The 13,952-nt window shown below is 72.3% G+C and carries 16 protein-coding genes; 13 read left to right on the forward strand and 3 right to left on the reverse strand.

Annotation, left to right across the window (positions count from 1 at the left end):
• Nucleotides 1-28 precede the first annotated feature (28 nt).
• Both GWK16_RS13280 and GWK16_RS13285 read left to right on the forward strand, forming a co-directional pair.
• On the forward strand, nucleotides 29-271 hold the full coding sequence (locus tag GWK16_RS13280; protein WP_170054440.1) for a hypothetical protein: 243 nt from the start codon (nucleotides 29-31) through the stop codon (nucleotides 269-271).
• Nucleotides 272-285: 14 nt separating this feature from the next.
• Nucleotides 286-600, forward strand: a complete 315-nt coding sequence (locus GWK16_RS13285) for a hypothetical protein (RefSeq protein WP_170054463.1) — start codon at nucleotides 286-288, stop codon at nucleotides 598-600.
• A 4-nt stretch (nucleotides 601-604) separates the two neighbouring features.
• Here the strand turns inward: GWK16_RS13285 and xth are convergent, their stop codons facing one another.
• Entirely contained in the window at nucleotides 605-1,372 is a 768-nt protein-coding gene (gene xth, locus GWK16_RS13290; protein ID WP_170054464.1) for an exodeoxyribonuclease III, read from the reverse strand.
• A 269-nt stretch (nucleotides 1,373-1,641) separates the two neighbouring features.
• Entirely contained in the window at nucleotides 1,642-1,995 is a 354-nt protein-coding gene (locus tag GWK16_RS13295; protein WP_170054465.1) for a HesB/IscA family protein, read from the reverse strand.
• A 99-nt stretch (nucleotides 1,996-2,094) separates the two neighbouring features.
• Here GWK16_RS13295 and GWK16_RS13300 point away from each other — a divergent pair, with 99 nt between their 5' ends.
• The 11 genes from GWK16_RS13300 (at nucleotide 2,095) to serS (ending at nucleotide 13,134) form a co-directional block, all read left to right on the forward strand.
• The gene (locus GWK16_RS13300; protein ID WP_170054466.1) at nucleotides 2,095-3,243 is read left to right on the forward strand and encodes a deoxyguanosinetriphosphate triphosphohydrolase; all 1,149 of its coding nucleotides are present in this window, start codon (nucleotides 2,095-2,097) and stop codon (nucleotides 3,241-3,243) included.
• 6 nt (nucleotides 3,244-3,249) lie between these two features.
• Nucleotides 3,250-5,088, forward strand: coding sequence for an arginine--tRNA ligase (locus tag GWK16_RS13305; protein WP_170054467.1), 1,839 nt, complete (start codon nucleotides 3,250-3,252; stop codon nucleotides 5,086-5,088).
• Between the two features lie 31 nt (nucleotides 5,089-5,119).
• Nucleotides 5,120-5,923, forward strand: coding sequence for an SPOR domain-containing protein (locus GWK16_RS13310; RefSeq protein ID WP_170054468.1), 804 nt, complete (start codon nucleotides 5,120-5,122; stop codon nucleotides 5,921-5,923).
• 16 nt (nucleotides 5,924-5,939) lie between these two features.
• A complete protein-coding gene (gene nagZ / locus GWK16_RS13315) occupies nucleotides 5,940-6,974 on the forward strand; it encodes a beta-N-acetylhexosaminidase (RefSeq protein WP_338144471.1) in 1,035 nt (344 codons plus the stop codon).
• A complete protein-coding gene (locus GWK16_RS13320) occupies nucleotides 6,974-7,681 on the forward strand; it encodes a site-2 protease family protein (RefSeq protein ID WP_170054470.1) in 708 nt (235 codons plus the stop codon). The genes nagZ and GWK16_RS13320 overlap by 1 nt, the downstream gene beginning before the upstream one ends.
• Nucleotides 7,678-8,436 (forward strand): segregation and condensation protein A, encoded by a 759-nt coding sequence (locus GWK16_RS13325; protein ID WP_170054471.1) that lies wholly within the window; start codon nucleotides 7,678-7,680, stop codon nucleotides 8,434-8,436. Before GWK16_RS13320 ends, GWK16_RS13325 begins: the two co-directional genes overlap by 4 nt.
• A complete protein-coding gene (gene scpB, locus GWK16_RS13330; RefSeq protein WP_170054472.1) occupies nucleotides 8,420-9,163 on the forward strand; it encodes an SMC-Scp complex subunit ScpB in 744 nt (247 codons plus the stop codon). The genes GWK16_RS13325 and scpB overlap by 17 nt, the downstream gene beginning before the upstream one ends.
• Nucleotides 9,164-9,326: 163 nt before the next feature.
• Nucleotides 9,327-10,370 carry an ATP-binding cassette domain-containing protein gene (locus GWK16_RS13335; protein ID WP_170054473.1) on the forward strand — a complete coding sequence of 348 codons (1,044 nt, stop codon included), beginning with the start codon at nucleotides 9,327-9,329 and terminating at the stop codon, nucleotides 10,368-10,370.
• 86 nt (nucleotides 10,371-10,456) lie between these two features.
• Nucleotides 10,457-10,981, forward strand: coding sequence for a Sec-independent protein translocase protein TatB (gene tatB, locus GWK16_RS13340; protein WP_170054474.1), 525 nt, complete (start codon nucleotides 10,457-10,459; stop codon nucleotides 10,979-10,981).
• Between the two features lie 54 nt (nucleotides 10,982-11,035).
• Nucleotides 11,036-11,785 carry a twin-arginine translocase subunit TatC gene (gene tatC, locus GWK16_RS13345; RefSeq protein WP_170054747.1) on the forward strand — a complete coding sequence of 250 codons (750 nt, stop codon included), beginning with the start codon at nucleotides 11,036-11,038 and terminating at the stop codon, nucleotides 11,783-11,785.
• Nucleotides 11,786-11,862: 77 nt separating this feature from the next.
• Nucleotides 11,863-13,134: a serine--tRNA ligase gene (serS, locus tag GWK16_RS13350; RefSeq protein ID WP_170054475.1), complete on the forward strand. Its 1,272-nt coding sequence runs from the start codon at nucleotides 11,863-11,865 to the stop codon at nucleotides 13,132-13,134.
• 1 nt (nucleotide 13,135) lies between these two features.
• On the opposite strand, the gene GWK16_RS13355 is transcribed toward serS, so the two are convergent.
• Nucleotides 13,136-13,951, reverse strand: coding sequence for an FkbM family methyltransferase (locus tag GWK16_RS13355; RefSeq protein WP_170054476.1), 816 nt, complete (start codon nucleotides 13,949-13,951; stop codon nucleotides 13,136-13,138).
• Nucleotide 13,952 lies beyond the last annotated feature (1 nt).

Consider the following 13,952-nt stretch of genomic DNA (forward strand, 5'->3'; position numbering starts at 1 on the left):
CGTTGAACCGGCGCATTGGAGGACGCCGATGATGCTCCGCCGCATCATGCTGCCGCTAATGGGCGGGGCCGGCCTCGCGGGATGCGTCGCCTACCCGCAGCCGGTGGCTTATGCGCCGGCCGCGCCGCCGCCACCCGCGCCCATCTATGTCGCGCCGCCCCCGCCGCCGCCCCCGGCGGTCTATGTTGCGCCACGGCCGCGGCGCGTCTGGGTGCCGCGGCGCTGCGACGCCTGGGGCCGGTGCTGGGGCGGCTACTGGCGCGTCCGATGACGATGAGGCCTGTCATGTCCCGCTTCCTGCCCTGCCTTGGCCTGGCCGCGCTGCTCGGCGGGTGCGCCGTCTATCCCGACGGTTCGCTCGGCCCGCTGCCGCCGGCTGCCCCCGTGGGCGTCTATGTCCCGCCGCCTGCGCCGCCCGTGGCCTATGCGCCGCCCAGCTACGCCTATCCCGGCAGCGAGGGCGCGCCGGTCTACTACGTGCCGCCGCCGGCACCGCCGGTGGTGGTCTCGCCCTCGATCGGGCTCGGCTTCTATTGGGGCCCGCGGGGCTACTGGGGCCCCGGCTACTACGGCCGGCCCTGGTACGGGCGCCGCTGGTAGCGGGTCAGCGCAGCGTCGCGATCACCGGCGTGTGGTCCGACGGCTGCGCCTCGCTGCGCGGCATGGTATCGACCTCGCAGGCCTCGAGCCGTTCCGCGAGGTCGGCGCTGAGCAGCACATGGTCGATGCGCAGGCCGCGGTTGATCTCGAAGGCCGCGCCGTAGTCCCAGTAGGTGAACAGCGTCTCCTGCGGGTGCAGCGCGCGCAGGGCGTCCGTCAGGCCCAGATGCAGCAGGGCGCGAAACCGCGCGCGGCTCTCCGGCCGGACCAGGGCGTCCGTGGGCGGCAGGGCGCCGGGGGCGAGGTCGGCGGGCGTCGGGCAGACGTTGAAGTCGCCCAGGATCGCGAAGGGCGTGAAGGTGTCGAGTCGTTCGGCTGCCACCGCCCGCAGCCGGTCCATCCAGCGCAGCTTGAAGGAGAAGCCGGCATCGCCACCGGAATTGCCGTTGGGCAGATAGATCCCCGCGGCATTGAGGCCCTCGGCACGGACTTCGACATACCGGGCTTGAGTGTCCTCCTCGTCGCCGGGGAGGTGCTCGGCCACGACCTCGAAGGGGACGCGGCCGATCACCGCGACGCCGTTTCGCCCGCCGGCCTGGCCGACGGCGTGCGTCCTGTAGCCCAGCGCCTCGAACTCCATGACCGGCACCTGTTCGGCCGTGCAGCGCGTTTCCTGCAGGAAGAGCAGATCCGGCTGCGCGCGCTGCAGGAAGCGCGCGACATGGCCTGCACGCTGGCGGATCGAATTGACGTTGAAGGTCGCGAGCTTCATCCCGGCTTCGTTCGGAAGGGAAGGGTGTTCCTATACCCTCCCGGCGCCGGCCGCGCGACCGGCCTTCAGGCGGCCACCGCCGCCGCCATCCAGGGCAGGACGGCCCCGATCCGGGCGATGGTCGTGGGCGCGACGGCATGGTGGAACGTCGGTTCGGCCCCGAAGAACCTTCCGGTTCGCTCGCCCGTCCGGCGAGCCCCTGTTGCCGGAACGATATGCGTCGGCAATGGACCTGGCGGTTCGATGCTGCCTCGCAGCAATCCGGCCCGTCAGCCCATCGAGAAAGACGTCCCGCAGCCGCAGGCCGAGACCGCCTGCGGGTTGCGGATGGCGAAATGCGCCCCGATCAGTTCCTCGGCCCAGTCGAGTTCCGCCCCCGCCAGCAGGTCGAGCGAGACGGGGTCGACGAAGACGCGCCCGGCCCCGTCGCCGACCACCAGGTCATCCTCCGCGGGCCCGTCCTCGAGCCCGAACCTGTACTGGAAGCCGGAACAGCCCCCGGCCTCGACCGCCAGGCGCAGGCCGGCGGCGGGCCGGCCCTCGCGCGCGGCGATCTCGCTGATCTGGGCGCGGGCGCGGTCGGTGACGCGGAAGGCGGGGGCGGTGCTGCTGCCGTCGGGCATGGCGGGGAACTCCTGGCCCCCCAACATAGGATGCCCGGCGCGCCGATCAAACGGGCGGCCGGTTGCCGGGGGGCGCGCCCGGATGCTACGGCCCCGGCCATGAGTCTCGCGCCCTACGCCGTCCGGCCGGAGACCTCGCGCGGCCGGTTGCATCCGGAAGCGGGGGGCGATGCGCGCTCGCCCTTCCAGCGGGACCGGGACCGCATCATCCACGCCACGTCGTTCCGGCGGCTGCAGTACAAGACGCAGGTCTTCGTCTATCACGAAGGCGATCATTTCCGGACGCGCCTGACCCATTCGATCGAGGTCGCGCAGATCGCGCGGTCGATCGCGCGCCAATTGTCGCTCGACGAGGATCTCTCCGAGGCGCTCGCACTCGCCCACGACCTCGGTCATCCGCCCTTCGGCCATGCGGGGGAGGACGCGCTGAACAGCGCGATGAAGCCCTATGGCGGCTTCGATCACAACGCGCAGTCGCTCAAGGCCGTGACGCTGCTCGAGACGCGCTATGCCGGCTTCGACGGGCTGAACCTGACCTGGGAGACCCTCGAAGGGCTTGCCAAGCACAACGGCCCGCTGCGCCGCCCGGCGCCCTACATCGCCGAATACGACGCGCAGCATCCGCTCGACCTCGATACCCATGCGAGTGCGGAGGCGCAGATCGCCGCCCTGGCGGACGACATCGCCTACAACAATCACGACCTGGACGACGGGCTGCGGGCGCGGCTCTTCACGCTGGACGAGGTGGGGTCGTTGCCGCTGATCGGCGACGCGTTGGCCCAGGCGCGGCGCGCCGCACCTGAAGGCGCCGAGGACCGCGTGCCGTCCGAGATGATCCGCCGCGTCATCAACCTGATGGTCGGCGACGTCGTCGCGGAATCCCGGTGCCGCATCGCCGCGCTGGCACCGGCAAGCGTGGACGACATCCGCCGGGCCCCGCGCCCGGTCGTCGCCTTCTCGGACGGCATGGTCGAGGCGAACAACGTCCTGCGCGACTTCCTGTTCACCCGCATGTACCGCCATTGGCGGGTGAACCGCACCATGGCGAAGTCGAAGCGCGTGGTGCAGATGCTGTTCAGCCTGCTGCATGGCGGGCCGCAGATGCTGCCGCCGATGTGGCGCGCCCGCGCGGGCGACGCCGGGTCGCCGCACTGCGCCCGCGTGGTGTGCGACTACATCGCCGGCATGACCGACCGCTACGCGCTGGAGGAACACCGGCGCATGACCGATCCCGATATTCCTGGCTGAGAGCCCATGACCGAGAACATCTTCACGCTCCTGACCCAGGAGGTGCGCGGCGCGCTCGCCGCCCTGGTCCCCGACCTTCCGGCCGAGGCCCTGGCGCGCGTCCAGGTCGAGCCCCCGCGCGAGGCGGCGCATGGCGACATGGCGACGAATGCCGCGCTGGTCGCTGCCAAGCCCGCGCGCATGCCGCCGCCGAAGCTCGCCGCCGCGCTGGCCGAACGCCTGCTCGCCCTGCCGATGGTGTCCGAGGCGACGCCCGCCGGTCCGGGCTTCGTGAACCTGCGGCTGAAGGAGGATTTCCTCCGCGCCCAGGTCGGCACGGTGCTGCTGGTCGGTGAGGCCTATGGCGATTCCAGGATCGGCGCCGGCATCCGCGCCAATGTCGAATACGTCTCGGCCAACCCGACGGGGCCGATGCATGTCGGGCATTGCCGAGGCGCCGTGGTGGGCGATGCCCTCGCCAACCTGATGGCGAAGGCCGGTTGGGCGGTGACGAAGGAGTACTACGTCAACGACGCCGGCAACCAGGTCGCGGCCCTCGGCTGGGCGGCCTATTGGCGCTACCTGCGCGCGGTGACCCTCGACGCCGAGGAGTGGAACGCGGAGCAGACCGAGCGTCGCTTCGGCGTCACGCTGCAGTATCGCGGCGACTACCTGGTCGCGGTGGGGGAAGCGCTCGCCGAACGCTACGGCGACAGCCTGGTCGCGCGTCGCGTCGGGGCGGACAGCCTGCCGGGCGAGGAGACGCTGTCCGCCTTCGGCCCGGCGCTGGAACGCGGCTGGCTCGTGAAGTCGGCCTGGCTCGACACCTGCCGCGAGACCGCGGTGGCGATGATGATGGGCGAGATCCGCGAGGACCTCGCGCTGCTCGGCGTAAACCAGGATGTTTTCCTCTCGGAGCGCGCGCTGGTCGAGGCTGGCGCCGTCGAGGGCGCGGTCAAGCTGCTCGAGGACAAGGGCCTGATCTACGAGGGCGTGCTCGAGCCCCCCAAGGGCAAGACGCCCGAGGATTGGGAGCCGCGGCCGCAGACGCTGTTCCGCGCCACCGATTTCGGCGACGACGTCGACCGCCCGCTGCGCAAGTCGGACGGGTCGAACACCTACTTCGCCAACGACATCGCCTGCCACGCCGACAAGATCGGCCGCGGGCATCAACTGCTGATCGACGTCTGGGGCGCCGACCATGGCGGCTACGTCAACCGCATGACGGCGGCGGTGCGTGCGCTGTCGGGCGGGACGGTGCCGCTCGAGATCGTGCTGTGCCAGATCGTGCACGTCATGAAGGCCGGCGAGCCCGTGCGCATGTCGAAGCGCGCCGGCACCTACATCACGCTGCGCGACCTGATCGAGGAAGTCGGCCGCGACGCCGTGCGGTTCACCATGCTGACGCGCAAGTCCGACGCGCAGATGGAGTTCGACCTCGACAAGGTGGTCGAGCAATCGCGGGACAATCCGGTCTTCTACGTGCAGTACGCCCATGCGCGCTGCCGGTCGGTGTTGCGGCAGGCCGGGGACCCGAAGGCCGGGGAGCTCGCCTCGGCGCCGCTCGCGGCCCTGACCGACCCGGCGGAAATGGCCCTGATCCGGCGCATCGCGGCCTGGCCGCGCACGGTGGAAGCCGCCGCAACAGCGCGTGAGCCCCACCGAATCGCGTTCTATCTTCAGGACTTGGCCGGGGATTTTCATGTACTGTGGAATCGGGGTCGCGACGATTCGACGCTCCGGTTCATCCGGGCGGAGGAGCCGGAGGCGACCCGGGCCCGGCTGGCCCTCGTCGCGGCGACCGCGACGGTGATCCGCTCGGGCCTCGGCGTCATGGGGGTGACGCCGGTGGAGGAGATGCGCTGAGGGGCTTGCCCACGGCCCAGGGGGGTTGGGCATGACAGACGTTCAGGTGCCGTCCTATCGGGTCCGGCCTGCCGACAACGGGCCGCCGTGGCGGATGATCGCGATCGGCGGGGGACTCGCCGCCGTCCTGATGGTCGGCGCCGCGATCGCCTGGGGCATCAGCCGCGGCGGCAGTTCGCGCGGCGTGCCGCTGATCGAAGCCGACACGCGGCCCTTCAAGGTCCGCCCGGATGATCCCGGCGGGCTGCGGGTCCCCAACCAGGACGAACTGATCTTCGAACGCAACCGGGGCGGCGCCCCGGCCGCGGGCGCGCGGCTGGCGCCGGAATCCGAAGGTCCGCGGCTCGATGCATTGCGTGCCCAGGTGGCGCAGCCGACCCAGCAGGCGGCGGCACCCGCCGTGCCTGCGGCGCCGGCCGCCGCACCGGCGAGCCCCGCTGCCACCCGCCAGGCCGCCAACGGCGCGCCGGCTGCCCCTGCCGCCCAGCGGCAGGCCCCGGCCGCAGCGGCGCCGGCGGCGGGCCCGACGGCCCAGGCCCCTGCAGCTGCGCCGGCCGCGGCACCCGCGCACCTGGCGCCTGCGCCGAACGGGACGATCCGGGTCCAGCTGGGCGCCCTGACTTCGGAGGAATCCGCCCGCGGCGAATGGGACCGCCTGGCGCGGCGGCACAGCGACCTGCTGGGCGCCTTCCGCCCGCAGATCGTGCGCTTCGAGCGGGAAGGGCAGCCCACGCTGTATCGTCTCCGCACCGGCGGCTTCGCCGATGTCGCGGCAGCGCAGGCCTTCTGCGAGCAGGCGCGCGCGAAGCAGATGCCCTGCGTCATCATCCGCTGACCCGGCAGCCAGCCCCGTGACCCCCCGCGCGGCGATCGTCGGCCTGTCCGGCCCCGCCATGACCTCCGAGGAAGCGGCCCTGCTGCGCGCCGAACGGCCGCTCGGAGCCATACTCTTTGCCCGCAACGTCGTGGCACCGCCGCAACTGCGGGCGTTGACCGCCTCGATCCGCGACATCCTGGGCGCTGAGGCGCCGATCCTGGTGGACCAGGAAGGCGGTCGTGTCGCACGCCTCAAGCCGCCGCATTGGGACCGCTTCCCGGCGGCCGCTGCGCTGGAGGGGTCGCCGGAGCCGGCCATCCGCGCCAACGCGCTGCTGCTCGGCGCGACCTGCGTGGCCGAGGGCCTCGACGTGGTCTGCGCCCCCGTTTTGGACCTGCGCATCCCGGGCGCCCATGGCGTCATCGGCGACCGCGCCTATGCCGCCGACCCCGCCGAGATCGCCCGCTGCGGCGCGGCGGTGATCGCGGGACTGCAGGCGGCCGGCGCCATTCCGGTCATCAAGCATATCCCCGGCCACGGCCGTTCGATGGCCGACAGCCACCACGAACTGCCGCGTGTCGGTGCCGGCGCCGCCGAACTGGCCGAGGACATCGCGCCCTTCCGGTCCCTGGCGGCATCGGGCGCCTGGGCGATGACGGCCCATGTTCTCTACGAGGCCTGGGATGCAGCCCGCCCCGCCACCATCTCTGCCCGCGTGATCAACGACATCATCCGCGGCGAGATCGGCTTCGACGGGGTCGTCGTGACGGACGATCTCGCCATGGGGGCGCTGCAGGGCACCTCGAACGACCTCGCCGGCGCGGCACTGGAGGCCGGCTGCGACGTCGTCCTGCACTGCACGGGCCGCCTGGCCGAGACGGCGGCGCTGTTGTCGGCCTGCCCGCGGCTGACCGATCGGGCCGAGGCGCGCCTCGCCGCCGCGCGCGCCGCGCGTGATGCCTTCCGCGACCGCGATCCGGGGGCGCTGCGCCGCCTGCGGGACGCCGCCCTCGGCGCCGCATCCGGCGCCGCGGCGGGCGACGACCCGACAGCGCGCCCCGCCGCCTGATGCTCGACTGGCTTCCGGAAGCCGCAGCGGCGGTGCTCGCCGCGGTGCTCGCCATCACGATGCACGAGGCGGCGCATGGCTACGCCGCGCTGGCGCTGGGCGACGATACGGCGAAGCGGGCGGGCCGGATCAGCCTGAACCCGCTGCGCCATGTCGACACCTTCGGCACCCTGATCCTGCCGGGGCTGATGATCGCCGGCCAGTTGCTCACGATCGGCCAGGTCCAGGCAGTATTCGGCTGGGCCAAGCCCGTGCCGGTGGACATCTGGCGTCTGCGCAACCCGCGCTGGGGCATGGTGCTGGTCGCCGCCGCCGGACCGGCCGTGAATGCCGCGCAGGCCATCGTCGCGGCCCTGCTGGTCCATGCCGTCGTCGCCGGGGAGGGAATGCTCGGCACCGAGCTGGCGCGCTACCTCGTGCGCTTCCTGGCCCTCGTGATGGTGGCGAACCTGGTGCTCGGGCTCTTCAACCTCCTGCCGCTGCCTCCGCTCGACGGCGGGCGGATCTTGGTCGGCATCCTGCCCCGTGGGCCGGCCATCGCGCTGGCACGGGTCGAACCCTATGGACTCCTGATCGTCATACTGGGCCTGTTCGTCCTGCCGATGGTCGTTCCTGGCTGGGACCCGATGGACTGGTTCGTGCGGAACCTCGTCGGGCCGGCCTTCGACCTGGTGCTCGTTCTGACGGGCCACGGAGCGGGCGGATGAGCGAGACGCTGCAACTGCATCTGGACGGGTTCGAGGGCCCGCTCGACCTGCTGCTGGAACTGGCGCGGGCGCAGAAGGTCGACATCGCGAAGATCTCGATCGTCGCGCTGGTGGACCAGTACCTGGCGGTCATCGAGGGGGCCCGGCGCGTGCGGCTGGAACTCGCCGCCGACTGGCTCGTGATGGCCGCCTGGCTCGCCTGGCTGAAATCCCGCCTGCTGATCCCGCCCGAGGAAGCCGAGGGCGAGGACGCCGAGGCGCTGGCCGAGACGCTGACGGAACGGCTCGCGGAGCTGGAACGCATGCGCGCAGCCGCGCTGTGGCTGAACCGCCGTCCATGGCTGGGCCATGACGTCTTCGCCCGCGGCATGCCCGAAAGCCTGCGCGTCGAGGACCGTTCGGGCCTGCATGCCGACCTGCCCTCTCTGCTGCAGGCCTATGTTGCCGCGCGGCGGCGGGCGCTGGCGAAACGGCCGTATCGGCCAAAGCCGCGGAAGCTGTTCACCGTGCAGGAGGCGCTGGAGCGCCTGACCCGGCTGGTCGGCGCCCTGCCGTCCTGGTCCGTGCTGCAGGGTTTCCTGCCCAATACGATCGTGGATCCGGTGGAACGGCGCGCGGCCCTTGCCAGCACGCTCGTGGCAGGCTTGGAGATGGCCCGCGGCGGCGGCATCGAGATCCGCCAGGAAGAGGCCTTCGGCCCCATCATGGTCCGCCGCCGGACGGAAGAAGGTACGACGGATGAACGGAACGCCTGAGACGCCGGAGGAGGCGCCCGAGGCGCCGCCCGCGGCGGCGGGCGAACCCATGCCCGTGCCGCCCGCGCCGGAACCGGGGCCCGAACCGTCGGAGGCCGACCCGGCGCTGCTCGCCGAGGGCGTGCGCATCGCGGAGGCGCTGATCTATGCCTCCGACCGGCCGGTGACGCCGGCCATGCTCGCCGCCGTGTTGCCGGAGGGGCTGACCGCCACCGCCGTCGCCGCCGCCCTGGCCGAGGCCTGCGAGGGCAGGGGTGTCGTGCTGACCGAGGTCGCCGGCGGCTGGGCGTTCCGCACCGCGCCGGATCTGGCGCAGCGGCTGACCAAGGTGGTCCAGGCCCCGCGCCGTCTGCCGCGCGCGGCGATGGAGGCGCTGTCCGTCATCGCCTACCACCAGCCCTGCACCCGCGGCGAGATCGAGGAGATCCGCGGTGCGACGCTATCCCAGACGACGCTGGAAGCGCTGCTGGAACTTGGCCTGATCGCCCCGCGCGGGCGGCGCGAGGTGCCGGGCCGGCCGACGCTGTGGGGGACCACCCCGAAATTCCTCGAGCAGTTCGGGCTGAAGGCGCTGTCGGACCTGCCGCGCAAGGAAGAACTGGTCACGGCCGAGACCGCGCCGGCCCTGCCGCTCGGCCCCGCGCCCGCGGAACCCCAGGCCGCGGCGGAACCCGAACCGGACGACGCGTCCCCGGAAGACGAGCCGCCCGCGCCGCCGACGCCATGACCTTCGTTCGCCAACAGCAGCATCCCCTGCGGCCCGCCGCCGGCGCCGGGCCGGAAGCGCAAGTCGCGACCGCGCCCGACCATCAGCCGCGCGCGATGCGCCGTTCCCGCGCGAAGCCAAGCCGGCCGGACGGCCGGCGCCCGGCGTCTGAGGGCCAATCGACGTGACTCTCGTGTTCCGGGACATCCGCCACGCCTACGGCCCGCTCGCGGTGCTGCGGGGCGTGGACCTCACCGTGGCACCGGGGGAGATCGTCTGCCTGCTCGGCGCCTCCGGCTGCGGCAAGACGACGCTGCTGCGCCTCGCCGCGGGGCTCGAGCCGCTGCAATCGGGCCAGATCGAGCTCGGCGGCCAGGTCATCGCCGAGCCGGGCAGGGACGTGCCGCCGGAACGGCGCGGCGTCGGCTTCGTTTTCCAGGACTATGCGCTGTTCCCCCACCTGACGGTCGCCGAGAACGTCGCCTTCGGCCTGCGCTTCGCGCCCCGCGGGGAACGCGGCTGGCGGGTGATGGACGCCCTCGCGCGGGTGGGGCTGGAAGCCTACCAGGGCGCCTATCCGCACATGCTCTCCGGCGGGCAGCAGCAGCGCGTGGCGCTGGCCCGCGCGCTGGCGCCGCGCCCGGCGGTCCTGCTGCTGGACGAGGCCTTCGCGAGCCTCGACGCCCGGCTGCGCGAACAGGTGCGCGACGATACGCTGCATGTCCTGCAGACCTCCGGAATCGCCACCCTGTTGGTGACCCACGATTCGGAGGAGGCGATGTTCATGGGCGACCGCATCGCCCTGATGCGGGAGGGTCGGATCCTGCAGATCGGCCCGCCCGAGACGCTCTACTTCGATCCGGTCGACCGCTATGTGGCGACCTTCCTGGGCGAGGTGAACCGCCTGCCCGGACGGGTGCGGGAAGGACGGGCGGAAACCGCGATCGGCAGCCTGCCCGCCCAGATGGCCGACGGCACGCCGGCCGAGGTGCTGGTGCGGCCCGAGGGCCTGCGGCTCGGCGCCGAAGGCGGGCATCCGGCGGAAGTCGAGGCCTGCCGCCTGCTGGGTGCGACGACGCTGGTGCACCTCGCGATTCCGGACGGGACGGGCGGGCTGCTGCACCTGCATGCGCGCCTGCCACCCGGGCGGCGCCTCGCGCGCGGCGAGCAGGTGAACGTCGCGCTGGATCCGGAACGGGCCTTCGTCTTTCCGCCCGAGGCTTCCTAGATAGGGTCAGCCGCATTGGCGGCGTGGCGGCTTCCTGCTAACGGGGCGTCCCCCGTGCGGGAGTGCGCCGGGGACGAAGGGAACACATGTTCGACCTGGCCTGGTCCGAGATCGCGCTGATTGCCGTGGTGGCGCTCGTCGTCATCGGGCCCAAGGACCTGCCCGATGCGATCAAGGGCGTGGCCAAGGGCATCCAGTCCCTGCGCCGCAAGGTCGCCGAGTTCCAGCAGCAGGCGGACGAGCTGGTCCGCGAGGCCAAGCTCGACGACGTGCGCAACCAGATCGCCGAGGTGCGCAACACCCTCAGCGACATCCGCAAGTTCGATATCAAGGGCGAGATCGAGAAGACGGTCGATTCCGACGGCACGGTCCGCAAGGCCTTCGAGGACCCGATGACCGGCGGCACCACCCCGCCGGCCTGGGAACCGCCGCCGGTCCCCGAGAACGCGCCGGCCTTCGTGCCCCCCGACGTCGCCCGCTGGCACGCCCCGCCCCCGCCGCCGCCCCCGGTCGTCGAGGCGCCGCCGGCGCCTGCCTTCGTGCCGCCGTCCGAGGGCGGGACCGCCCCCGTCCCGGCCGCGACGCCGGCGACCACCACCCCGAGCGTCTGAAGGGACGGCTCCGTGGCCTCGAATACCGAAGAAGACGTCATCGACGACAAGCCGATGCCGTTGATGGACCACCTGAGGGAGCTGCGTCAGCGGCTGCTGTGGTCCGTCGCCGCCTTTTTCATCGCCTTCGCCGGCTGCTACTACTTCGCGGAGCCGATCTACTTCTTCCTCGCCGAACCGCTGATCAAGGTGATGCGGGAGCTGGGGCATTCGAACCCGCGCCTGATCTTCACCCATCTGCTCGAGGCCTTCGTCACCTACCTGAAGGTGGCGTTCTTCGGCGCGATCTTCCTGTCCTTCCCGGTGTGGGCGTCGCAGCTGTGGCTGTTCGTCGCGCCGGGACTGTACCGGTCCGAGAAGCGGGCGATCCTGCCCTTCCTCGTCGCCTCGCCCTTCCTGTTCCTCCTGGGCGCGGCGCTCGCCTACTACTTCATCTTCCCGCTGGCCTGGCGCTTCCTCGCGGGCTTCGCGACGCCGCCGGGCGGCTGGGACGGCGCCTCGGTCGACCTGCTGCCGAAGGTGAGCGAGTACCTCTCGCTCGTCATGCACATGATCCTGGCCTTCGGCCTGGCCTTCCAGCTGCCGGTGCTGCTGACCCTGCTGTGCAAGGTCGGCATCCTGAACGTGGATTCGCTGCGCAAGGGCCGGCGCTACGCGGTCGTGATCATGTTCGTGGTCGCCGCCGTGCTGACGCCGCCCGACATCATCAGCCAGATCGGCCTCGCCGTGCCGCTGATCGCGCTCTACGAGGTCTCGATCCTCGCGGCGCGGTGGATGGCGCCGAAGCCGACGGATGAGAGTTGACCCTGTGACGACGGCGCCCCGCCCGCGCGGGGCAGGTTCCGGCTTCCAGGGTTCAGGACTTCGAGAGGCAGATCGCCATGCATGACATCCGGGCGGTGCGGGCGGACCCCGCGGCATTCGACGCGGCGCTGGCGCGGCGTGGGCTCGCGCCCTGCTCGGCGGCGATCCTCGCGCGCGACGAAGCCCGCCGCGCCGCGCAATCCGCGCTGCAGGACAAGCAGACCCGGCGCAACGCCATCGCCAAGGAAATCGGCATGGCGAAGCGGCAGGGCGGCGACACCAGCGCCCTGGAAGCCGAAGCCGTGGCGCTGCGCGACGAGATGGCCGCGCTCGACGCCGCCGCGACCGAGGCGGAGCGCGAGCAGACCGTGCTGCTCGAAGCCCTGCCCAACCTGCTGGACGCCGAAGTGCCGGACGGCGCCGACGAAACCTCCAACGTCATCCTGCACCAGCATGGCGAGATCCCGAACCTCGCCTTCGCGCCGAAGCAGCATTTCGAGCTCGGCGAGGCGCTCGGGCTGATGGATTTCGGCACCGCGACGAAGCTCGCGGGCGCGCGCTTCACCGTGCTGAAGGGCGCTCTCGCGCGGCTCGAACGCGCGCTCGGCCAGTGGATGATCACGCTGCACACCGAGCAGCACGCCTATTCCGAGACCTCGGTCCCGCTGCTGGTCAACGACGCCACGATGTACGGCACCGGCCAGTTGCCGAAGTTCGGCGAGGACCTGTTCCGCACCACCGACGATCGCTGGCTGATCCCGACCGCCGAGGTCCCGCTGACCAACTTCGCGCGGGAGGAGATCCTGGGCGAGGCGGATCTCCCGATCCGGCTGACCGCGCTGACGCCCTGCTTCCGCTCCGAGGCCGGCAGCGCCGGGCGCGACACCCGCGGCATGCTGCGCCAGCACCAGTTCTGGAAGGTGGAGATGGTCTCCATCACCACCCAGGAGCAGTCCGCCGAGGAGCATGAGCGCATGACGCGCTGCGCCGAGCGGGTGCTGACCGAGCTCGGCCTGACCTGGCGGCGCGTCTTCCTCTGCGCCGGGGATACCGGCTTCGGCGCGGCGCGGACCTATGACCTCGAGGTCTGGCTGCCCGGCCAGCAGGCCTGGCGCGAGATCTCCTCCTGCTCCAACTGTCGCGACTTCCAGGCGCGGCGGATGAACGGGCGCTACAAGCCGAAGGAAGGGAAGGGGAATCTCTTCCTCCATACGCTCAATGGCTCGGGCGTCGCGGTGGGCCGTGCGCTGATCGCGGTGATGGAGACCTACCAGCAGGAGGATGGCAGCATCCTGGTGCCGGAGGTGCTGCGCCCCTGGATGGGCGGGATCGAGAAGATCGCGCGCTGACCTACAGCGCGCGGCCGAAGACACGGATCGCCGGGGCCGTGGCGATCCGCGCTGTCCAGAACGGGATGTCGCGCAGGTAAAGGGTATTCGGCCGCGCCGGGCCGTCGCGCGGCGCCAGCGCGCGCCGGAGCGGATCATAGGCGAAGGGCGCGAATCCGGCGGCGCGCATCGCGGCCTCGATGGCGGCGTCGGTCGGCCCGGCGGTCTCGAGGATCGCGGCCTTCAGCGCACCGCCGGACAGCAGTCCCGCCGCGCCGGCGAGGACCTCCGGCTCGCCGCCCTCGACATCGACCTTGAGCAGCACGGGTGGCGCGCCGGCCGCGAGCGCGTCGAGCGTCGCGACCGGCACCTCCGTCCCGCCATCGGCCGCAGCCCGGTTCGTCGTGCCGCGACCGGTGGTGAAGCGCAGGGTGCCCGGCGCGGCGCCGGCGGCGATGGCGTGGACCTCGACACGATCCGCGATGCCGTTCAGCGCCAGCATGGCGCGCAGGTCGGGCAGTGTTTCGGCGGCAGGTTCCAGGGCCAGCACCCGCGCCCCGGCCGCGCCGGCAGCGAGCGCGGCATAGACGCCGACATTCGCCCCCACGTCGGCCATGCGGTCGCCCGGCCGCAGGGCCTGGAGCACGAAACCCATCTCGGCGGGGTCGGTCAGGCCCGCATACCAGCACGCGGTGGCCGAGGAGAGACCACGCCGCAGCCGTAGGCGCACGGTGCCCGCGGGGCCGTCCACCCAGGCCGGTTCCAGCGTGCCGCCGCGCCGCGCGACCGCCTGCCAGCGCAGCAGCCGCACCGCGGCGCCGATCGGGTCCCGCCGCACC

This window comes from Neoroseomonas marina, assembly GCF_012927745.1.
GTDB classification, from domain to species: Bacteria; Pseudomonadota; Alphaproteobacteria; order Acetobacterales; family Acetobacteraceae; genus Neoroseomonas; species Neoroseomonas marina.